The sequence below is a fragment of the Marinomonas aquimarina genome, assembly GCF_900089755.1.
GTDB classification, from domain to species: domain Bacteria; phylum Pseudomonadota; class Gammaproteobacteria; order Pseudomonadales; family Marinomonadaceae; genus Marinomonas; species Marinomonas aquimarina.
This window is the reverse complement of record NZ_FLOC01000012.1, coordinates 113,652-135,772: the sequence shown is the minus strand read 5'-3', so window position 1 is coordinate 135,772 and position 22,121 is coordinate 113,652. Positions and strand designations below refer to the sequence as shown.

Below are 22,121 nucleotides of genomic sequence, written 5' to 3'. Positions count from 1 at the left end.
TCTTGCTGGAATTAGCGAAGGAAACATGCACCAGCAGTAGGTGAAGCATCAACCAGATAATCCGATGAGATGCCGGTCTGTCTCACTCTCATGCAAAGGTAAGATCAACCATTTAATCCGCTTACCCGAATAAAATAAAAAATTCACGATTTGCGCTGCAATTTTGACCAATGCGACAGATTTAACTTGAAAAAAGTGAACAAAATTTGCAAAATCGCCCGCCAAATTAGAGCAATTTGCTTATGCTGTTACAGCATAAGCGGCTTATAACCATCAGTGGGAAGGTTATAAAGCTTATTGCTCTAACAAGCAGTTCTTCCATTAACAGTAAGCAAGAGAGCCGAGTTAGCAGTACGGACTATCACTTATCAGTGATCTCTCATGCGTGGTCCTCACAAAGGCACACGCGACTTGCTTAGAAAGAAAGAGAATCTTATGCAAGAGAAAAAATCCATCCACGGCTCTTGGGCGAGTCGCTGGGTATTTATCTTAGCCGCAACAGGATCTGCCGTAGGCCTTGGTAACATCTGGAAGTTTCCATACATTACTGGAGAGAACGGCGGTGGCGCGTTCGTACTGGTTTACTTACTTTGTATCGCACTGGTTGGTATTCCAATCATGATTGGTGAAGTGTTCATCGGTCGTCGTGCTCGTCAAAGTCCGATCAACGCACTGCAGGATTTGGCTGAAGAATCGGGCAGCAGTAAGCACTGGGGAGCCATTGGCTTCATGGGCATGCTCGCTGGCGTACTGATCTTCTCTTTCTACTCCGTTGTTGCTGGCTGGGTACTACAGTACATCTTCTCCACCGCATCCGGCGCACTTAATGGTGTCAGCTCAGAACAAGCCGGCACCCTATTCAATGAGCTACTAGCGGATCCAACCACATTATTGATGTGGCACACCCTGTTTACCATTATGGTAGTTGGTGTGGTCATTGGCGGTGTTAACGCCGGTCTAGAGCGTGCCACTCGTATCATGATGCCGGCGCTGTTCGTATTGCTATTTGTGCTATTCGGCTACGGCATGAGCACAGACGGTTTTGCCGCAGGTTGGAGCTTCATGTTCGACTTCGACTTTAGCAAGCTAACTTGGGACGCCGTATTGGTAGCCGTAGGTCACTCATTCTTCACCCTGTCGTTGGGTATGGGTAGTATCATGGCATACGGCTCTTACATGCCTAAACGTGCTTCGATCGGCTCAACGGTGTTGGCAATCGGTTTCCTTGATACGTTAGTGGCGTTGGTGGCAGGTCTAGCGATCTTCCCAATCATCTTCTCAAACGGTATGGATCCAGCTGCAGGTCCTGGCTTAATGTTCATCTCCTTGCCAGTTGCCTTTGGCCAGATGGCGGGTGGCCAGTTCTTTGGTACGCTGTTCTTCATCCTGATCGGTGTGGCGGCGTGGACGTCTGCGATTTCGCTGCTAGAGCCAACCGTTGCTTACCTAGTAGAGCGCGTTGGTATGAAGCGTTCTTCTGCGACCATTTCGCTAGGCGTTGTGGTGTGGGGCATGGGTATCCTATGTCTAGGTTCCTTCAACTTCATGTCTGACGTAACCCTATTTGGTAAGAACGTCTTTGACTTCCTTGACTACATCACGGCCAACATCATGCTACCGCTTGGCGGCATCATGGTGGCACTGTTCGCTGGTTGGGTTGTGAAACAGAAGTTCTCCTCTGATGAAATTAACCTTAAATCAGAAGCCCTATTCAAACTGTGGGTGTTCGTGGTGAAATTCATCGCACCCGTTGCTGTCGGTGTGGTATTTATCTTAAACCTTTAAGATACAGCCCTCTAAGACACTCAAAAGCCCTGCCATTGCAGGGCTTTTTGGGTTATGAACGCAGCGCAAAGCTTTCCAAAGATTGACGTACGCTGCGCGGCAACGAAGGCCATCTGCCGGCTTCGAGACGTTGCCAGACTTGTTCATGAAAGTAATAGGCGACGGTATTGATGGCGGGCTCAATCATGGCCACCAAGCCACCCACGAGAAAGCTACCAGTAATGACATAGGCTACTGAGAAAGCAACCGCAAAGTGCATCACCGCAAACGTCGTTGTTTTAGCCATGGGTTCCACCTCTTGTTATCAATCGAGATTAACCCTAAGCCTAGGTGCTCCATTAAGATAATTAAAATTAATTAATAGAATTAAGTCTATAGCTTTTAATAACTAAGAGAAGTAATCCAATACATCCGAATACAGGACAACATTCGCCGCTGGCGCAGAAGCGTTACCTGCCAACCAAAAACCAGCGCCTATCACGGTCAACTGGACTTCTAAGCCCTGCAGCTGTTGCAGCCACTTTTGAGCCTCAGATTGAGCAATGCTTTCCGCCACCAGCAAGACCTTCGACGGTGCCAAACGCGCTATCATTTGCTGCACCTCCTGTGCCGCGCGCACACCACCAACCACATTTAGACCATCCTCTGTTTGCAGTGACCAAGCCAACAAGCGTGCCATCAAAGAGCTGCTGTCTGCACTCAAAATCAAACAGTGTGCCTGACCAAAGCGCGCATGCTTAGCGCTGCTTTTGATCGCCAACACCAGCTCAATTAAAGAGCTGTGTAAACATAATCGAGCCACACTGGCATCGTTATGGCGATGCAATGTGGCCAAGGCTGGCAACAAGCCTTTTTGCAGAAATACGGGAACAGGATACTGTTTACTGGCGTCTTGAAAGAGTTGCTCCCATTTCGCCTGATTCAGCGCCAGCACGGCCTCGACGAACAGTGCCTGCCAGTCCGGCCATTGGGCATCTTGTAAGATAGGCTGTAGCGGTTCCTGATTGGATTCCAGCAAGGCCTTCACCTTACCAACCGACACGCCTTGGTTGATCCAATAGAGTATTTTCTTAACCCGCTCAACGTCTCCTTGGCAGTACAGTCGATGCCCTTTTTCAGTTCGAAACGGCTTTAGCAATCCATAGCGTCTCTCCCAAGCACGTAACGTCACCGAATTAACCCCCGTTAATTCGGACAAGATACGGATAGGAAAGTAATCCAATTGGCTTTCTAAAGACGTAATCATGATCAATCCGTTCCAAAACTTGTACAAATACATAATATGTACAAAAATAAACTTATACAAAAAAAATTATCGTATAAATTAAAAAGGAACATCAAACAGTGAGCATAAACATGAAGAGCGACATCCCACACACTCAAATTGCCGTCATTGGCGCTGGTTTGGCCGGTGCAACGTTTAGCTACTTCGCTCAACAGCACAATATGTCTTGCATAGTGATTGAAAAATCCCGCGGCACAGGTGGTCGTGCCGGTAGTAAGCGTCTCGAGCAAGGCAGTGTCGATTTAGGTGCCAGCATCATCAGCTTTGGTGACGAAGAGCTTACCGAACTTAGAGAGACGCTGCTTAAAGCGCAGGTGATTGAACGTTGGCAAAGTGCCTACGTCGGCGTACCTAAGATGTCCGCCATCTCCCGCTACTTGCTGCAAGACACGCCCTTACTCACCAGTACCAAAGCTCACTACATCGAACGTCAGGGCAAAGGTTGGCTCATCCGAAACGATCAATATCAGCCAATCTGTCATGCGGAATATGTGGTACTTGCGACGCCTGCGCTACAAGCGGCCATGTTGCTTGCCAGCGTGCCAAACTCCGGCGCCTTACTGCAGTTCGCTAACCAAGCAGGCAGCCAGACGCAACCGCAATGGGCCATGTGGGTCACCACCGACGTGACCGACCATGCTCCGTTACTACCCTGTCAGCATGCGGTTTTAGAGTCCATTATTAAAGATTCTGACAAACCACAGCGCCGCGCTGGCGATCAAGAAACCTGGGTTATCCAAGCTTCTCCCCAATGGAGTAAAAAACACCTAGATACCCCTAAAAGTGAGGTATTGGCCAATATGGTGCAGGCCTTCAGTGACGTCACAGGCGTGGCAGTGCAGGACGCGGGAGAACCTCACCGCTGGTTATTAGGCCGACAAGCCATGGCCCTAGCACCTCGCCCTTTCATGTGGGACAGCACTTTAAACATTGGCCTAGTGGGTGATTGGCTCTGCCAAGGGGACGCTGAGGGCGCCATGTTAAGCGCTAAATTTGCCTTTGAAGCACTGCAACAAACTTTTGACATAACGAATCCTTAGGAGACTGTCATGACGGTGAACGAATGTCATCCAAACCATATTGCTCACAAAGTTCCGGTTGGCATTAGTGCCTGTTTGCTGGGCGATAACGTCCGCTTTAATGGCGGCCACAGCCGCTCTTTGTATTGTCTTGGCCCGCTGGCGGAATACTTTGAGTATCACAAGTTCTGCCCAGAAATGGCGGCCGGCTTTGGTACGCCTCGGCCAACCATGCGCTTGGAAGGTGACCCAGACCAACCACGATTGGTGTTCTCTAACAGCACCGATGTGGAAATCACCGAGCAGCTAACCAGTGCAAACGAACGTTACCTAGACAATATGCCAGAGCTGGACGGCTACATCGTCATGAAAAACTCCCCTTCTTGTGGCCTAGAGCGCATTAAGGTCTACCAAGAGAACGGTCATCCTCATATGCGCCGCGTGAAAGGCTTATTCACGCAAGCCTTAGAGGAGCGCTTCCCGCTCTTGCCAATTGAGGAAGACGGCCGTTTAAACGACCCGCTGCTACGTGAAAACTTCCTACTGCGTGTATTTGCTCACCATGAGTTTCGACACACGGTGCTCAATGCCCTGTCGATGAAAAACTTGATCGACTTCCATAGCCGCTATAAGTACGTGGTGATGGCGCACTCCCAGCCGGCCTATAAATCCATCGGTCGGCTGTTGTCGGGCCAAGAGAAGATGCCGATTGCGGACCTCACGGAAGAATACTTCCGTCAGTTTATGCAGGCGCTGGCCAAACCCGCCAAACGCAAAAACCATTGCAATGTGTTGATGCATCTCGTGGGCTACCTGAAGAAAGAAGTGGATTCGCACATACGACAAGACATTCTCAATGTGGTGGAGCAATACCGTCGTGGTGAGGTTAACCTGACCACGCCAACCACCCTGCTGTATCACTATCTGAAACTGTACGGCAGCGAATACGTAAAAGAGCAGCGCTATTTTGCCCCCTACCCACAAGCTTTAGGCATTAGGAACACAGTCTAATCATGGCCATCACACAACTCGTCTGGTTACGTAATGACCTTCGCCTCGGCGACCATCCCGCCATCGTCAGCGCACACCAGCAAGGCAATCTGGCCTTGCTGGTGTGTCTCACCCCTGAACAATGGCACGAGCACAATGAATCCAGTGCTAAATGTGCGCTGCGCGAGCAATTGATTGAAACGCTGCAGCAACAAGCCCATGCGCTAAACATTCCCTGCCATGTCTTAGCGCTACAGCGCTTCTCCGATTGCCCTGAAGCCATTAAGGCGCTATGTCAGCAGCATGGTTATCAGCAAGTGTGGTGGCAAAACGAATTGCCCGTGCATGAAGCGCAGCGCGACCACAAGGTCGCAGAGACGCTCACAGCGCACAATATCGAGTGTCAGCAATTGGCCCCGGACCTGATCGTCTCTGGCCCTGTACTCAACCAACAGGGGCAACCCTTTAAAGTGTTTACACCGTTTTATAAGCGTTGGTTAGCCACTTTAAGCGCCACTGTGAGCCCTGCCTATGACTTACCACAGCAGCAATCTGCTGACATTAGCCTGCCTGAGCCATTTCACCACACAACGGATAGCACAAGTTACCGCGAGGATCTGTGGCCAGCAGACTACCAAGTGATCAGAGAAAAGCTATGGCAATTTTGTCATCGCAAAGAGCAACATTACGATGAGCTGAGGGATTTCCCCGCCAAACCTTATACCAGTACCCTATCACCGTACCTTGCCCTAGGCGCCCTTGGCCCAAGAGAATGCGTTGAGGCCATTATCCATAGCTGCGGTGAAGGCGAGCGTGACTGGCACACCAGCGTCTGGTTAAAAGAATTGGCATGGCGTGACTTCTACAAACAACTGATGGGCTTTTTTCCCGATTTATCCAAGTCATTGCCATTTAAGCCAGAAACCCAACGGGTGCAATGGAATCATAACCCAGCCGCGTTCAAAGCCTGGTGTGAAGGAAACACCGGCTTCCCGATTGTGGATGCCGCCATGCGTCAACTGAATCAAACAGGCTGGATGCATAACCGCCTACGTATGATCGCCGCCAGCTTTTTAACCAAGCTGTTATTAATCGATTGGCGCCAAGGGGAAAAGTACTTTATGGAAACCCTGATTGATGGCGAATTTGCCGCCAACAATGGCGGCTGGCAATGGAGCGCTTCCACCGGCTGCGATGCCGCGCCCTATTTCCGTGTTTTTAACCCAACACGCCAATCGGAACGTTTTGACCCAGATGGGCAGTTCATCAAGAAATTTGTGCCGGAACTGAAAGGCGTAGACAGCAAAAAGATTCACGATCCGAGTAGCGCCCTGCGTCAGCAAACTGGTTACTGTGCCCCCGTGGTGGATTATAAAAAAGCCCGCGCAGATGCCATTGCCGCATTTGAGAACCTTAAGCAGTAATCCTTACCTGTCCTCTAAACGGGCAGCAGACAAGTCGCCTCGGATTGACTTTTGCAGGTCCGACTATTATTTTGAAGTCTAAAGGATAGAATTTCTGCAGATTCCCTTGCACAGGGGTTCATCCTCTGTGCATATCTGCCTATAATGCGCGCCTAAATGACCCCCAAGCAGACTTTTAATAATAGCTATGCCAGAACCACAACATCTACACGACGTCCTTGTTCATCTGCGCCGCATCATACGCGCGACCGATTTGCAATCGAAGCGCATTGTTAAGGCTTGCGGCCTTACCATCCCACAAATCATGGTACTGCGTGCCATTGAAGAATTGGGCGATGTGACGGTGCGTAAAATCTCCGATAACGTGTCCCTAAGCCAAGCGACGGTGACCACCATTCTAAATCGCTTGGAAGAACGCAAATTGGTTGAGCGAGTAAGAGCTCAAAAAGACAAACGTATTGTGAACGCGCGTCTTACCGAAGAAGGCAGCAACGTTCTATTGACCGCTCCACCTTTGTTGCATGAGAAGTTTATTGCCGAGTTTGATGCCCTGGAGAACTGGGAGCAGACGCAAATTTTATCATCGCTGCAGCGCGTGGCTTTGATGATGGATGCCGAGCACTTAGACGCTGCGCCACTACTCGATATTAATGCACCGAACACCTAAGCCGGATAATTAGAATACAAATGAATTTTCCTAGTTATCCCTAGACACAAAAAAGGCCGCAGTCAGCGGCCTTTCTTTTATTAACCGAGTCGGTTAACTCATTACTTCAGATTCAGAACATCTTGCATGTCGTACAAACCAGCCTGCTTGTTTTCCAACCACGCTGCAGCGCGAACGGCACCCTTAGCAAAGGTCATACGGCTGCTCGCCTTGTGTACGATTTCGATACGCTCGCCTTCGGTGGCAAACCAAACACTGTGCTCACCCACAACATCACCGGCACGAATGGTTTCAAAGCCGATTTCTTTCTGAGTGCGAGGACCAATTTGACCTTCACGGCCGTACACAGCACATTCTTTTAGGTCACGACCAAGTGCTTCAGCCACGACTTCACCCATGCGCAATGCCGTACCAGAAGGCGAGTCCACTTTATGGCGGTGGTGTGCTTCAACCACTTCCACATCGTAGTCATCACCTAGGATTTCTGCGGCTAGAGACAAAAGCTTCAAGGTCAGGTTCACACCCACACTCATGTTTGGCGCAAACACAACCGAGGTTTTCTGACCCGCTTCAGCAAGCAGTGCTTTTTGTTCGTCGTTTAGACCCGTGGTACCAATCACGATCGACTTGCCGTTTTCAGCACAGTAGGCAGCATTGGCAACACTTAGAGCAGGGGTGGTGAAGTCGATCAACACATCAAAATCTGCCACGCAGTCTTGAATGTCGCTGACAATGCTCACACCCAATTTACCCACACCAGCCACTTCGCCGGCATCCGCACCAATTAAAGAACTGGTTGGCTCAACAATGGCTGCACCAAGCTCTACGCCATTGGCATCTGTGATCGCTTGAATTAATGTTTTACCCATGCGACCCGCTGCGCCGATTACTGCAATACGCATCATTTCTTTCCTCAAAACAATTTGCCCAGAACCATAGCAAAAAACCCATGGGCGCGCATTACTAGAACGAAAAAAGCGACCATATTGGTCGCTTTTTTTAAGACTCAGAATTAGAAGATCTCATTCGGGTCTAAACGGAATCCTCCGTCCCCTTCGGTAAACAGGTCATCTTCAACCGGCTCGCCCCCAAGACCTGGTGGATACTCAGGTTCGATGACGTTATTACGCGCCAAATCATTCTGACGAATAACGATCTCTACACGACGGTTGGTGGCACGATTTTGGGCCGTGTCATTCGGCACCAAAGGGCGTGTATCCGAGAACCCTGTCACAGAGAAGCGGTTTTCCTCTAGCTGCCCTGTGGCAAATAACTCTTCCGCCACCGAGATAGCACGGGCTGAAGACAGCTGCCAATTGGAGCGAAAACGCGCACTGTCGATCGGGATGTTATCCGTATGACCTTCCACAGCAATGCTGCCCTCTAGTCCCACCAAGACATCGCGTACCATATCGATGATCGGGATAAAGTCGTAATTTAACTCCGCTGAGCCAGACTGAAACGAGCCTCGGTCCTTCAAGCGGATAGTAATGGTATTTTCCTGAGTTTCGACTTCCACGGTGCCTTTTGATATCTCCTCACGCATCACCGACGCCACTTGCTTAGCGGTCTCTTCGGTTTGCTGAATTTGCTGCTGACGCTGCATATCCGCTTGTGACATATCAATCGTGGTATTGGGCGAAGGTTGTCCCGCCCCCTCTTGCTCATTTAACTCAGCCGAGTCCGGTTTACACATCACTTCCAAGGTATTCTCAGGCACATCATCGGCTTTCTGACGCACTTCATTAATGGGCGTCGGTTCAGGTCGGCCAGGGCTGAACTCTTGGGCAATAATCGAGGTTCCCATGGGAATCGACTCGGCCTCAATTTGTTTTTGCACACCAAAGGCTTCTCGCATCGAGCCTGCCAGTTGCTTAAATTTCAACACATCCATTTCGGCAAACGACAGCAGCAATACGAAGAAACACATCAGCAACGACATTAAGTCGGCAAATGTCCCCATGTAGGCCGGCAGGCCTTCTATACACTCGGGGCAGTCGTTTTCTTCTTCATCACTCATGATTCTAAAATCCAGTTACTACTATCAAGAGCCCTATTCGCGCTCGGTTCGCTTGCCTTCTGCAATGTAGGTTTTCAAAGCACCATCAAGCACACGAGGGTTTTGACCCGCTTGAATTGCCAACAAAGCGTCTAAGATCAAGCGCTGGCACAAAAGCTCTTCATTGGCACGGTTACTGAGCTTGGCCTGAATTGGCAAACACACCATGTTCGCCAGCATGGCCCCGTAGAGCGTTGTAAGAAGTGCCACCGCCATCGCCGGACCGATGGCTTTAGGATCGTCCATGTTGGCCAACATCTGTACCAGACCGACCAAGGTACCGATCATGCCCATGGCGGGTCCGGTGTCACCAAAGGCTTTAAATACCTTGGCGCCATTATCGTGACGAGTGAACGCTTGATTCATATCTTTAGAAAGTTGCGCTCTCACCACTGAGCCATCATGACCATCGACCAGCATTTGAATGCCTTTTGATAAGAAGGGATGGCTGACCTCTTTGCCTTCTAGGGACAGCAGACCGCCTTTACGCGCTTCATCGGCCAAGCCGTAGATTTCATCAATTAGGGTATCAAGAGGAACGCTTTTAAACATAAAAGCTTTGGCGGCACATTTCCCTGCACCTAAAAACTGTCCAAGCGGATACTGCATCAATACAACGAAAGTCGAACCGATCAAAACGATCAATACCGATGCAGGGTCAAGGAACATCCCCGCGGAACCACCCAACAAAATGGCCATAAGTACGATGACAAACGAACCTATCAGACCCAATAACGTTGCGATATCCACACACGTCTCCTACGAATAAAGCTATAATGCGACTCAATTTCTTCCATTTTAAACAAATAGTGGCGGCGCGTCCTATTCTGCCGCTACTATTTTGTAACTCCAGAGTGACATCACTCGTGAATTATGGGGAATTCTGTTACAAATTGTAGGTTACCAAAAGAGAAGTCATTATGTCTCGTAAAACTAGCGTGCGCCATTTCGAAGAAAATTTGTCTGAACTTGAAACCATCGTTGCGCAACTTGAGTCCAACCAATTATCTCTAGAAGACGCGCTGAAAGCGTTTGAGAAAGGCGTGAAACTTAGTCAAGATTGCCAATCAGTACTGACGCAAGCAGAACAAAAAGTTCAAATCCTGCTTGAAACCAATGAAGGCGAGCGCCTAGAAACTTTTGACCCGGAATCCGAACAGTGAACCTTGAGCAATTTTCGCAGTATGCTTGCGAACGCGTTAACCGCTACTTAGACCTTACCCTATCTGATTACGCCCCAGCTAATGGCCTACAAGACGCCATGCGTTACAGTCTATTTAATGGTGGTAAGCGTGTCCGTCCCATGTTGACTTATGCGGTCGCCCAGCTGTTTGCCGAGCCGAATGAACTGACCGATGCCTGTGCCGCAGCAGTGGAATCCGTTCACGCCTATTCATTAGTGCATGATGACTTACCCGCCATGGACGATGATGATTTGCGCCGTGGCAAGCCCACCTGCCATATCCAATTTGACGAAGCGACAGCTATCCTCGCTGGCGATGCCTTGCAAACCTTTGCCTTTGAATTGCTTTGCCAAGAAAAACTGAACCAGCCTACAAACCAACTTGCGGTGATTAACACATTACAACAAGCGTCTGGCCGTTTAGGTATGGTGACAGGCCAAATGATTGATTTGTCTAATGTTAATCAAGACATTACGCTGGAAGACTTGGAGTTGATGCACCGCCATAAAACCGGCGCCATCATTCGCGCCGCGGTGAAAATGGGCGCACAAAGTGTTGGCGTAACGGACACAACACAGCTGCAAGCACTGGATCAATATGCCGCCGCCATCGGCTTAGCATTCCAAGTGCAAGACGACATCATCGACATCACCAGTGACACCCAGACATTAGGCAAAACACAGTTTGCCGACGCCGACGCTAACAAACCGACCTATCCAAAGTTACTGGGTCTCGAGGGCGCTCAAGCCTTAGCGCAACGTCTTCACGATGAAGCAATTGAGCAAGTCATGTCGTTTGGTCCAAAAGCGACACCATTAGTAGAGCTAGCGAACTATATTATTGCCCGCAACCACTGATATAATGCCTCGCTATTTTAAGACAGAATAAGTGACCTGCCGGTGCCCATGTTCGAAACGATCCCAACATCGCGTCCGTTGACGCCCCTATTAGACCAAATCGACAGTCCTGCCGACCTTCGCAAGTTGAGCAAAAAAGAGCTTTCCACCTTGGTGCGAGAGCTGCGCGCCTACATGCTCTACAGCGTCGGCCAGACGGGTGGTCACTTTGGTGCCGGTTTAGGCGTTATTGAATTAACCGTGGCACTGCATTATGTCTTCAATACACCAGAAGATCGTTTGGTCTGGGACGTAGGTCATCAAGCCTACCCACATAAAATCCTCACGGGACGCCGCGATGCGTTGCTGACCATTCGCCAAGAAAACGGCATTTCAGGCTTTCCTAAACGTGAAGAAAGTGACTATGACACCTTTGGTGTGGGCCACTCGAGTACCTCCATCGGTGCCGCCTTGGGCATGGCCCTCGCTGCACGCCAGCTAAAAACCAACCGCAAAGCGGTTGCTATCATTGGCGATGGCGCCATGTCCGCTGGCATGGCGTTTGAAGCGCTCAACCATGCCGGTGATGTGGAAGCCGATATGTTGGTGATCCTTAACGACAACGAAATGTCGATCTCCAAGCCTGCTGGCGCCTTGTCTAGTTCCTTGGCCCGCATTTGGGCCAGCAAAACCTATGAGAACCTTCGTGAAGGTGGCCGCAAGGTCTTCTCTGGCTTGCCCTCTGCACTGGAACTGGCACGCAAAGCCGAAGAACACATGAAAGGCATGGTCGCACCCGGTACCATCTTTGAAGAGTTAGGCTTTAACTACATCGGCCCCATTGATGGACACGATATTGAGTTACTGACACAAACGCTGAGCAATCTAAAAGATCGCAAAGGCCCGCAGTTCCTGCACGTCATCACGAAAAAAGGCAAAGGCTTTGAGCCCGCTGAAGGCGACCCAATTGGCTACCATGCGATTAATAAAGTGGAGCCAGACCCAAAACCCATTACGGAAGTGGCACCCCCTTCTCTGCCTAAATACAGCAATATCTTTGGTCGTTGGGTTTGCGATGCGGCGGAGCAAGACTCTCGCCTCGTTGCCATCACACCAGCGATGAAAGAAGGCTCAGATCTGATCGAATTTGCTGACAGCTACCCTGATCGCTACTTCGATGTGGCCATTGCAGAACAGCATGCAGTAACGCTTGCCGCAGGGATGGCTTGCGACGGCTTAAAACCAGTTGTCGCCATTTACTCAACCTTCCTACAGCGTGCCTACGATCAGCTGATCCACGATGTGGCTCTGCAAGATCTTGATGTGCTGTTTGCCATTGATCGCGCCGGTTTGGTCGGTGAGGATGGTCCCACCCATGCGGGCGCCTACGACTTAAGCTACCTGCGTTGCATTCCGAAAATGGTGGTGATGGCACCTTCTGATGAAGACGAATGCCGTAAATTGCTGCATACCGGTTATGCCTACCAAGGTCCTGCAGCGGTACGTTACCCTCGCGGCACAGGTCGTGGTGTGGCGATTGAGCCAACCTTAGACACGATCGAGATTGGCCAATCCCGCACCTTACATCAAGGCACTTCTGGCATCGTCATTTGCGGCTTTGGCCGTCCGACTTACGATGCTCTGTTAGCTGCCAAAACTTTGGATGCGACACTGATCGATATGCGTTTTGTGAAGCCGATTGATGAACAAGCGTTACTGGCTCACAAAGAGGCCACACTGTTTGTCACGGTTGAAGAGAATGCCATTATGGGCGGCGCTGGCTCAGCCGTCAGTGAATTCTTGCAAAGCCAAGGCATTGCCACCCCCGTACTGCACCTTGGTTTGCCTGACCGCTATGAAGACCATGCCAGCCACAGTGCCATGCTGAAGCGCATAGGCCTTGATCAAGCAGGCATCTTAGCCAGTATTGAAACCAAGCTGGCGAGCTTATAACCCTCAACCCGATCTCAGGTATCACTAATACCTAGAATCACACGCCACAACCATGGCTTTCTACAGAGATATAAAAGGCGGTGCCGTGCACCGCCTTTGGATAATTCCTAACAACTATCAAGACACTGTGAAAGCATCTATTTGTTCACATTGACTGCTTACTTGTTAGCTACCATTTAGAAAACTCTACAACAGAGGCCAATAACCATGTCTACTATTTTGGTAATCGGCGCCACCGGTCAAATCGGACAAAAAGTGTGCCGCACACTACTCAGTCAGGGCTATACTGTGCGCGCCTTCGTTCGTGATAGCCAACGAGCAAGCGAGCTGTCGCACGCTCAATTACAAGTCTTTCAGGGCAACTTGGAAGAAGACTTTAGCGCGGCCTATGAAGGTGTCAACAAGGTGGTGTTTGTCGCCGGTTCAGGCAGCGGCACAGGCTGTGATAAAACACTGTTGATCGATCTGTGGGCGGCTAAACGCGCCATCGATTACGCTGAAGAAGAACCGACGGTGAGCCACTTTATTATGCTCAGCGCCTTTGGTGCGGATGACCCAGATGAGCACAATACTGCGATAAAACCTTATTTGGTGGCCAAGCATATTGTCGATGAGTACCTTACCCTCAGCAGCTTGCCCTACACCATTCTACGCCCCGGCAAACTCACCAATGAAGCGCCACGACACGGTTTTACCGCTGAACGCCCCCTCCATAACGCGGGCACCAGCATTACCCGAGCAGACGTTGCCGAGGCGATCTGTTATTGCGTTACGCACGACACCAGCAAAATCAAAGTTGTCGAGCTTTTCCAAGGTCAAGAACCTTTAGAAAGCCTTATAAACTAATCAGTTAGGCAGATTAAATCTGCCTAACGCCACTAACCTCTGCCCACCTAAATCAATAAATACGTTATTATTCGCCCTTTTTTGTCGCACTGAGGGCGATTTTATCCAAATATTGTATAGCCTTTGCTAAGCGTGACCGCGCTTTCTTGGCCGACCACCGCATTATGGATAATGACGTCAAAGTAGGAACTAGGAGTAGCGCTTGCATAGCTTCAATACACTGAATCTGGACAGTTTGCAGACCCCTATATGGATATATGATGTCCTAAACTATCAGATCTATTGGGCCAACAGTGCCGCACTGGCTCTGTGGGAAAGCAACGATTTAGATGAGCTGTGCCGCCGAGATTTAAAAACCGGCAGCTCGGAAGCGGTGCAACAGACCCTATTGGGCTATTTGCAGGATTGTGAGGCGGGGCGCAGTGTCGAATGCTGGTGGCGTATCTCACCTAAAGGCATTGATAAACAGGTATTCCTTAAATACACCGGCATCCAAATTCCAGGCGGGCGTACCGCCATGCTGATCGAAGCGACACATTCAGAACTTCTGAATCATTCGGTGGGTGAAGCAGGCAAAAGCATTATCCTAGGGCTATTTGACTCTGAGGGAGAGCTGCTTAGCTACAACCCGCCGTTTAAAGACCAATTTGGCAGCTATATTCACAACTTCAGTGACCTGTTTAGCAACATGCAGCCACTTGCTGAGTTCATCAACCCAACACAGCGTCAGCGCGAAACAGATCAACTACTGAAAACCAATCATGGCGAAAAGTGGCATCGACTGGAGCTGAATCAAGACCCCCATTCCGGACGCGTTATTTGTACGCTCACTGACATTCACGAGCGCAAACTCAGCGAGATCAAACATGCCCAGGCATCGATTACCGACTCGCTTACTGGCTTGCTCAATCGACGCGGCTTAATGGAGCAGCTAAAAAGGCTCACCTTCCGCCCACATTCCTTATATTACATTGACTTAGATGGCTTTAAACCCATCAATGACAGCTATGGTCATGCCGTCGGTGACGCCTTACTCATCAAGGTAGCGAACCTGCTTCGCAAAGAAATTCATGACAATGTGATCGTCGCTCGTCTTGGTGGTGATGAATTTATTCTCATTATTCCCGAGCCGATTGTACAGGCAGAGCGTGATCAGATAGCAGAGACATTGGTAGCGCGCCTGTCCGCGCCAATGCAAGTTGATGAAGTACACCGCACGCTGATCTCTGCCAGCATTGGTGTCGCCCACTACCCGAACGGTGAGGACAACGCCGAACGAATCCTTGTCTGTGCCGATGCCGCCATGTACATGGCGAAACGCCAAGGACGCAATCGCTACGTCAGCTATCGCGCAGGGATGGAAGAACAGCTATTAAAACGCTCGCTGATCGTACAAAGCCTAGAACAGGCTATCTCTAACGATGAGCTTAATCTGCACTATCAAATCATTCACTGTCAACGCGCCAAGAGAACCGTTGCCGCAGAAGCTTTATTGCGTTGGCAACACCCGATCTTAGGCAGCCTGTCACCGTTAGAAATCATCACCGCGGCAGAAGAAACGGGGCGGATTGCGTCCCTAGAAAATTGGATCATCAAGCAAGCCTGCGTCGACTTAAAACATCTCCAGCAGATGTACGGGGCCGAGTGCCGTATCAGCATCAATATCTCCGGCGCCCATTTATCACAAGCGAACTTTATTGATGACCTGTTCCAGGTATTACATGACACCCAAACTCGCAGCCAAGATATTATTTTAGAGCTTACCGAAAATGTCTTGGTCAACAGCCTTGAAAGTGGCCAATCGACGCTACAGAAAATGCATGAGCTGGGGTTTGCCATTGCCATCGACGATTTTGGCACCGGTTATTCATCACTCGCCTACCTGAGTCAACTGCCAGCCAGCATAGTGAAAGTAGACAAAGCCTTCATCGATAACATTGTGCGTAATACGCATACGGTGCGCTTTATTCGCGACTTATGCCAGAATCTGAACATGGAGTGCTTAGTTGAAGGGGTGGAAAGCCAAGAACAAGTCGCCGTGCTTGACCAGCTTGGCATTGGCTACCGCCAAGGGTATTTTTACGCCAAGCCACAACCCCTCAATCACTTTTCGACAGAATGCGAGCCTGCCTATTAAAGGCAGGCATCGTGCTTAGTTGGCCAATTTCATCGTGCCATGCGTTTGCAAATTGACATGCCAGCGATAGGCTTCTTCGATCAAATGCGGGGTATGGCCACCACGGGCGCAAGCACGCTCAAAGTAATCCATTAGCTGATTGCGGTAATCAGGATGAACACAGTTTTGGATCACGCGTACAGCACGCTCACGGGGCGCGAGACCACGCAGATCTGCTAACCCTTGATCAGTCACCAGAATGTCTACATCGTGCTCAGTATGATCCACATGACTGACCATAGGTACCACACTGGAAATGGCTCCGTCTTTGGCGATCGATTTGGTCACAAAGATCGACATATTAGCATTTCGGGCAAAATCCCCCGAACCACCGATACCATTCATCATCTTGGTACCGCATACGTGGGTGGAGTTCACATTACCGTACAGGTCAAACTCCAGTGCCGTATTGATGGCAATGATGCCTAAGCGACGCACAATTTCAGGATGATTCGACATTTCCTGCGGCCGCAGCACCAACTTATCCTTATAGTCTTCAATGTGGTCAAATACCTTGGCATTCATGCGCTCAGACAAGATCACAGAGCAGCCCGAGGCAAAGCGCAATTTGCCAGCATCGATCAAATCAAAGGTCGAGTCTTGCAACACTTCAGAGTACATGGTCAGATCGTCAAAATCGGAATCCAACAAGCCCATCATCACCGCATTGGCAATATTACCGATGCCCGCTTGCAGTGGGCCCAGGTTATTGGGCAAACGCCCTTGCGCCATTTCGTCTTTTAAAAAGTTCACCAGATGACGGGCGATGGATGCTGTTTCAGCATCAGGGTCCGATACCGTTGAATAGGAATCCGGTGTGCTGGTGAAGACGATCCCTGCAATCTTTTCCGCCGGAATCGGAATTGCCGTACTGCCAATACGGTCATCCACTTGAACCAGTGGCAGGGGCGTACGGGTTGGCCGATAAGACGGAATGTAGATATCGTGCAGGCCTTCTAATTTATCGCTATGCAGAGTATTGATTTCAACAATCACTTTTTCGGCGAACACGGCAAAGCTGGCCGAGTTCCCCACCGAGGTCGTTGGTACAATATGCCCTTCCTCGGTGATCGCTATGGCTTCAATAATGGCCACATCTGGACGTGCTAATTGATGATTACGTAATTGCTCCACCATCTCTGATAAATGCTGGTCAATAAACATAACCTCGCCATTATTAATGGCTTTACGTAACGTGGTGTCCACCTGAAACGGCATACGGCGCGCTAAACTGCCTGACTCCGTTAAAATCTTATCCAGATCATTGCCTAATGAAGCCCCTGTCATTAGGTTGATTTTAATCGGTTGTTGCTTACAACGCTCTGCTAACGCTTTCGGTACCGCCTTGGCTTCACCAGCCCGGGTAAAACCACTCATGCCGACGGTCATACCATCTTTGATAAATTCGCTGGCTTGTGCAGCTGACATCACTTTCTCGTGCAAGCTGCTGTTTCTGATTCTCTCTAACTGCATCCCAAAACCTTTATTCTTTATTATTGATGGTATCTAAGAACCAACTCCCCTCTTTGCAGGGATTTCCGCTGACTGATAAGCATTCGAGAAAGAAGAGAGACTGGTGATCAAGACCCAAGTCAAAGCAGTATAAGCGCTTTAGAATTAGGCGTAATTTGGACTAAAGTATGACATTCAAAAAACGTCGACAAGCATTAAAAAAACGCTTTAAATCAAGCAATTAGACAACATTAAAATACTATATGATGGGCTATAATGCAGGCCAGAAATAACCCCAAAATATATCTTGCGTGCTTATTTCCCAGCCACCAATAGAATGCAAATTTATAGGACCAAGTTTCCTTATTTAGCACGGGTCACAACCAATAAAAAAGGCCAGAGCCCGTCAGCTCTAGCCTTTTTCACATCGCACTCAAACGCTAAGCGGTTAGCGCATCGATCAAGGCGGCCATTTCCGCATCCGTACCGATGGTAATGCGCAGGTAATCCCCAATACGTGGTTTCTTACCAAAGTAGCGCACCAAGATCCCCTGCTCTTTAAGGCTCAGATACAAGGCTTCCGCTTCTTTTTCTGGGTGCGTGACAAACACAAAATTAGTGGCCGATGGCAAGACTTCGAAACCAAGTTTCTCAAGCTCTGCAACGGTCCACTCGCGCGTAGCGATGGTCTTGTCACAGATTTCTTGTAGGTACTCAGCGTCTTCTACCGCCGCCGTTGCCCCTGCTAGCGCAATGCGGTCAATTGGGTATGAGTTGAACGAGTTTTTCAAACGCTCAAGGCCATCGATTAACTCCGGCTGTGCAATGGCGTAACCGACACGAATCCCCGCCAGTGCGCGGGATTTCGAGAACGTCTGTACCACCATCAAGTTCGGGTACTGATTCACTAAGGACACAGCACTTTGAGCACCAAAGTCTACATAAGCCTCATCCACCAAAACCACCACATCAGGGTTTGCTTGTAAGACTTTCTCAATATCTGAAAGTGGCAAAGCTTTCCCCGTTGGCGCATTCGGATTAGTGACTACAACACCTGACACATCTAGGCCTTGGTAGTCTGCCGGATCAATATCAAAGCTATCCGTTATCGGAATAATCTTAGGCTCGATACCGTATAGGTTGGCGTACACCTTGTAGAAACTGTAGGTAATGTCAGCAAACGCCAATGGCTTGTCGCCGGCAAAATAGCCCATAAAGGCTAACGCCAACACTTCGTCAGAGCCGTTCCCGACAAACACCTGATTGGCTTCAACACCGTATGTTTTTGCCAACGCACTTTTCAATACCTGACAGTTTGGATCTGGGTAAAGGCGCAGCTTGTCGCTGACTTGCTCTTGCATGGCTGCCAGAGCCTTTGGTGATGGGCTGTACGGGCTTTCGTTAGTATTAAGCTTAATGTACTGCTTATCTTGTGGTTGTTCCCCTGGCACATATGGGTCAAGAGAAGCGATTTTATCGGTCCAAAAACGGCTCATATTACTCTCTCTGTTGCTAAAGGCTGTTACTGTTTAAAGGGGTCAGAGCCCTAGTAAAGCCGACATTGGATAAACATAACTTGCATCAGCTCAGGGCTCTAACCCCTTGAGCGGCTTCTGTTTTTATATCAAGCAAAGGCAAATAAGGCCTCATAAAGAGGCCTTATACAATATCAAACGTGTGCTTCGCGATAATGCCCCAATTAGTCTTGTGGACGCATATGAGGGAATAGCAATACATCACGGATCGACGCGGCATCCGTAAACAACATCACTAGACGGTCGATACCGATACCTTGACCAGCGGTCGGAGGTAGGCCGTATTCTAGGGCATTGATGTAGTCTGCATCGTAGTGCATCGCTTCATCATCGCCCGCGTCTTTCTCTTCTACCTGACGACGGAAACGTTCCGCTTGGTCTTCCGAGTCGTTCAACTCCGAGAAGCCGTTGGCGATTTCACGACCACCGATAAAGAACTCAAAACGGTCAGTGATGAATTCATTATGATCGTTACGACGTGCTAGCGGTGATACTTCTGCTGGGTATTCAGTGATGAAGGTCGGTTGAATCAGCTTGCTTTCCGCTGTTTCTTCAAAGATCTCCGTCCAAAGCTTACCTAGACCCCAGATTGGCTGAACGTCGATGTGTAGCTTCTTCGCAATCGCCGTCGCACTTTCAACGGTCGCTAGATCCGCTTCCGTCAGCTCAGGGTTGTAATGCAGGATCGCTTCCAACATGGTCATACGCACAAATGGCGCACCGAAGTCGAATTCTTCGCCTTGGTAAGGCACTTTAGTGCTACCCATTACCTGCTCAGAGACGGTACGTAGCATTTCTTCGGTTAGATCCATTAGATCTTTGTAGTCCGCGTACGCTTGGTAGAATTCAATCATGGTGAATTCTGGGTTGTGACGTGTCGACACACCTTCGTTACGGAAGTTACGGTTGATCTCGAACACGCGCTCAAAACCACCTACCACTAGACGCTTCAAGTAAAGCTCTGGTGCGATACGTAGGAACATTTCCATGTCCATGGCATTGTGGTGCGTCACGAAAGGACGCGCCGATGCCCCACCAGGAATGGTTTGTAGCATGGGTGTTTCCACTTCCATAAAGCGGCGATCTTCAAGAAAACGACGGATCGTAGAAATGATTTTTGAACGCACTTCAAACGTTTTACGTGACTCTTGGTTAACGATCAGATCAACGTAACGCTGACGGTAACGCATTTCCATGTCTGCCAAACCGTGGTGCTTGTCTGGTAGAGGACGCAGAGATTTGGTCAACAGCTCCACTGACTGCATGTCCACGTAAAGGTCACCTTTACCAGACTTATGTACTGGGCCTGTCACACCAATGATGTCACCTAGGTCCCAAGTTTTAATGTCTTTAAGCACTTCTGGGTCCAACGCTTTACGGTTAACGTAGGCTTGGATCTGACCTGTCATGTCTTGTAGCAACATGAAAGCACCGCGGTTACGCACGATACGACCAGCAATGCTTACTACATGGTTCTTTTCTTCTAGCTCAGCTTTTTCTAGCTCGCCAAATTGCTCTTGTAGATCCGCTGCGTAGGCATCGCGACGGAACGTATTCGGAAACGCATTACCCTGCTCACGAATGGCAGCCAACTTAGCGCGGCGCTCTGCAACTAAACGGTTATCTTCAGAAGTTACGCTGGTCTCGTTTTGAGTTTCGTTAGACATGATTTTGTAAATTACTCTTGTCAAAAGGTTTTAGTGCATTAAAGGCCTTGTTTAAGGCTCGCCACAATAAATTGGTCTAGGTTGCCATCAAGTACCGCGCCGGTGTTGGAACTCTCCACTCCGGTACGCAGATCCTTAATACGAGAAGCATCCAATACGTAAGAACGGATTTGACTTCCCCAACCGATATCAGACTTCGTATCTTCTAGCGCCTGAGCGGCTTCCGTACGCTTCTGCATTTCCATTTCGTACAACTTGGCACGTAATTGTTTCATCGCAAAGTCACGGTTGGCGTGCTGTGATCGCTGGCTTTGACATTGCACCACAATGCCCGATGGCACGTGGGTAATACGGACCGCGGAATCGGTGGTGTTAACGTGCTGACCACCGGCACCAGATGAACGGTAAGTATCGGTACGTAAATCCGCAGGGTTGATATCAATGTCGACGTTGTCATCGATTTCAGGGGAGACAAATACTGACGCAAACGACGTATGACGTCGGTTACCCGAATCAAACGGAGATTTACGAACAAGACGGTGTACGCCCGTTTCAGTACGCAGCCAACCGTATGCGTATTCACCTTCAAAGCGAACCGTTGCTGACTTGATCCCAGCCACTTCCCCGGCAGACACCTCAACCAGTTCCACTTTAAAGCCTTTGTCCTCGCCCCAGCGTAGGTACATACGCAACAGAATGTTGGCCCAGTCCTGTGCTTCGGTACCACCGGAGCCAGACTGAATGTCCAAGAAAGCGCAGTTAGGGTCCATTTCACCCGAGAACATACGACGGAACTCCAGCTCACCCAGTTGTTTCTCGAGCTCTTCCAGCTCCAACTGTACCGCTTCTACTGAGTCTTCATCGTTTTCTTCTACCGCCATATCGAGCAGAACCTGGGCGTCTTCGACACCAGATTCCATGTTATCAATGGTGGCTACCACCGCTTCCAAAGCCGAACGCTCACGCCCCAATTTCTGAGCATAGTTAGGGTCGTTCCAGACATTCGGATCTTCTAATTCGCGGTTAACTTCTTCTAGTCGTTCGTTCTTTGACTCGTAGTCAAAGATACCCCCGAAGCACTTGAGTTCGTTCGGAAAGGTCTTTTATCTTCGAAATGATCGGATTAATTTCCATTTTTGCGTCAATTTGCTATAAATTTAAGTGGATTTATCGAATCCGCAATTGTAACGAATTTACCTGCGGCATAAAATGTTATTCGTTACGAAAATAATGGAAATTCACC

General features: G+C 49.4%; 19 protein-coding genes. 10 read left to right on the top strand and 9 right to left on the bottom strand.

Annotated features, from left to right (window positions below):
- Positions 1-435 precede the first annotated feature (435 nt).
- Positions 436-1,785: a sodium-dependent transporter gene (locus MAQ5080_RS11315; RefSeq protein ID WP_067209830.1), complete on the top strand. Its 1,350-nt coding sequence runs from the start codon at positions 436-438 to the stop codon at positions 1,783-1,785.
- Between the two features lie 52 nt (positions 1,786-1,837).
- On the opposite strand, the gene MAQ5080_RS11310 is transcribed toward MAQ5080_RS11315, so the two are convergent.
- Positions 1,838-2,071: a DUF2061 domain-containing protein gene (locus MAQ5080_RS11310; protein WP_067209834.1), complete on the bottom strand. Its 234-nt coding sequence runs from the start codon at positions 2,069-2,071 to the stop codon at positions 1,838-1,840.
- A gap of 102 nt (positions 2,072-2,173) precedes the next feature.
- Entirely contained in the window at positions 2,174-3,031 is an 858-nt protein-coding gene (locus MAQ5080_RS11305; RefSeq protein WP_067209837.1) for a MerR family transcriptional regulator, read from the bottom strand.
- A gap of 110 nt (positions 3,032-3,141) precedes the next feature.
- On the opposite strand from MAQ5080_RS11305, the gene MAQ5080_RS11300 reads away from it, so the two are divergent.
- From MAQ5080_RS11300 to MAQ5080_RS11285, 4 genes are all read left to right on the top strand, one after another.
- Positions 3,142-4,110: an NAD(P)/FAD-dependent oxidoreductase gene (locus MAQ5080_RS11300; protein WP_067209839.1), complete on the top strand. Its 969-nt coding sequence runs from the start codon at positions 3,142-3,144 to the stop codon at positions 4,108-4,110.
- 9 nt (positions 4,111-4,119) lie between these two features.
- Positions 4,120-5,100, top strand: coding sequence for a YbgA family protein (locus MAQ5080_RS11295; RefSeq protein ID WP_067209842.1), 981 nt, complete (start codon positions 4,120-4,122; stop codon positions 5,098-5,100).
- A gap of 2 nt (positions 5,101-5,102) precedes the next feature.
- Entirely contained in the window at positions 5,103-6,503 is a 1,401-nt protein-coding gene (locus MAQ5080_RS11290; protein ID WP_067209846.1) for a cryptochrome/photolyase family protein, read from the top strand.
- A 187-nt stretch (positions 6,504-6,690) separates the two neighbouring features.
- Entirely contained in the window at positions 6,691-7,170 is a 480-nt protein-coding gene (locus MAQ5080_RS11285) for a MarR family winged helix-turn-helix transcriptional regulator (RefSeq protein ID WP_067209850.1), read from the top strand.
- A gap of 101 nt (positions 7,171-7,271) precedes the next feature.
- Here the strand turns inward: MAQ5080_RS11285 and dapB are convergent, their stop codons facing one another.
- The 3 genes from dapB to pomA all read right to left on the bottom strand — a co-directional run bounded on the left by dapB (position 7,272) and on the right by pomA (position 9,979).
- Positions 7,272-8,075 carry a 4-hydroxy-tetrahydrodipicolinate reductase gene (gene dapB, locus MAQ5080_RS11280; RefSeq protein ID WP_197464605.1) on the bottom strand — a complete coding sequence of 268 codons (804 nt, stop codon included), beginning with the start codon at positions 8,073-8,075 and terminating at the stop codon, positions 7,272-7,274.
- Positions 8,076-8,182: 107 nt separating this feature from the next.
- Positions 8,183-9,190 (bottom strand): flagellar motor protein MotB, encoded by a 1,008-nt coding sequence (locus MAQ5080_RS11275; RefSeq protein ID WP_067209853.1) that lies wholly within the window; start codon positions 9,188-9,190, stop codon positions 8,183-8,185.
- A gap of 33 nt (positions 9,191-9,223) precedes the next feature.
- Positions 9,224-9,979, bottom strand: coding sequence for a flagellar motor protein PomA (gene pomA / locus MAQ5080_RS11270; RefSeq protein WP_067209856.1), 756 nt, complete (start codon positions 9,977-9,979; stop codon positions 9,224-9,226).
- A gap of 170 nt (positions 9,980-10,149) precedes the next feature.
- Between pomA and MAQ5080_RS11265 the strand changes: the two genes are divergently transcribed.
- The 5 genes from MAQ5080_RS11265 (at position 10,150) to MAQ5080_RS11245 (ending at position 16,185) form a co-directional block, all read left to right on the top strand.
- A complete protein-coding gene (locus MAQ5080_RS11265) occupies positions 10,150-10,392 on the top strand; it encodes an exodeoxyribonuclease VII small subunit (RefSeq protein ID WP_067209858.1) in 243 nt (80 codons plus the stop codon).
- Complete coding sequence (locus MAQ5080_RS11260) at positions 10,389-11,270, top strand: polyprenyl synthetase family protein (RefSeq protein ID WP_067209861.1); 882 nt, start codon at positions 10,389-10,391, stop codon at positions 11,268-11,270. The genes MAQ5080_RS11265 and MAQ5080_RS11260 overlap by 4 nt, the downstream gene beginning before the upstream one ends.
- 48 nt (positions 11,271-11,318) lie before the next feature.
- Positions 11,319-13,202, top strand: a complete 1,884-nt coding sequence (gene dxs, locus MAQ5080_RS11255) for a 1-deoxy-D-xylulose-5-phosphate synthase (protein ID WP_067209865.1) — start codon at positions 11,319-11,321, stop codon at positions 13,200-13,202.
- 207 nt (positions 13,203-13,409) lie between these two features.
- Complete coding sequence (locus tag MAQ5080_RS11250; RefSeq protein ID WP_067209868.1) at positions 13,410-14,048, top strand: SDR family oxidoreductase; 639 nt, start codon at positions 13,410-13,412, stop codon at positions 14,046-14,048.
- Between the two features lie 202 nt (positions 14,049-14,250).
- Positions 14,251-16,185 (top strand): putative bifunctional diguanylate cyclase/phosphodiesterase, encoded by a 1,935-nt coding sequence (locus MAQ5080_RS11245; protein WP_067209872.1) that lies wholly within the window; start codon positions 14,251-14,253, stop codon positions 16,183-16,185.
- A gap of 15 nt (positions 16,186-16,200) precedes the next feature.
- On the opposite strand, the gene scpC is transcribed toward MAQ5080_RS11245, so the two are convergent.
- The 4 genes from scpC to prfB all read right to left on the bottom strand — a co-directional run bounded on the left by scpC (position 16,201) and on the right by prfB (position 22,012).
- The gene (gene scpC / locus MAQ5080_RS11240; protein ID WP_067209876.1) at positions 16,201-17,697 is read right to left on the bottom strand and encodes a succinyl-CoA:acetate CoA-transferase ScpC; all 1,497 of its coding nucleotides are present in this window, start codon (positions 17,695-17,697) and stop codon (positions 16,201-16,203) included.
- A gap of 419 nt (positions 17,698-18,116) precedes the next feature.
- Positions 18,117-19,172 (bottom strand): histidinol-phosphate transaminase, encoded by a 1,056-nt coding sequence (gene hisC / locus MAQ5080_RS11235; RefSeq protein ID WP_067209879.1) that lies wholly within the window; start codon positions 19,170-19,172, stop codon positions 18,117-18,119.
- Positions 19,173-19,375: 203 nt separating this feature from the next.
- On the bottom strand, positions 19,376-20,878 hold the full coding sequence (gene lysS, locus MAQ5080_RS11230) for a lysine--tRNA ligase (protein ID WP_067209883.1): 1,503 nt from the start codon (positions 20,876-20,878) through the stop codon (positions 19,376-19,378).
- Between the two features lie 38 nt (positions 20,879-20,916).
- Positions 20,917-22,012 (bottom strand): peptide chain release factor 2 gene (prfB, locus tag MAQ5080_RS11225; protein ID WP_156496569.1). Its coding sequence is split into 2 segments (ribosomal slippage): positions 20,917-21,939 and positions 21,941-22,012, totalling 1,095 coding nucleotides; the frame shifts between segments, so codons are not numbered across the junction.
- Positions 22,013-22,121 lie beyond the last annotated feature (109 nt).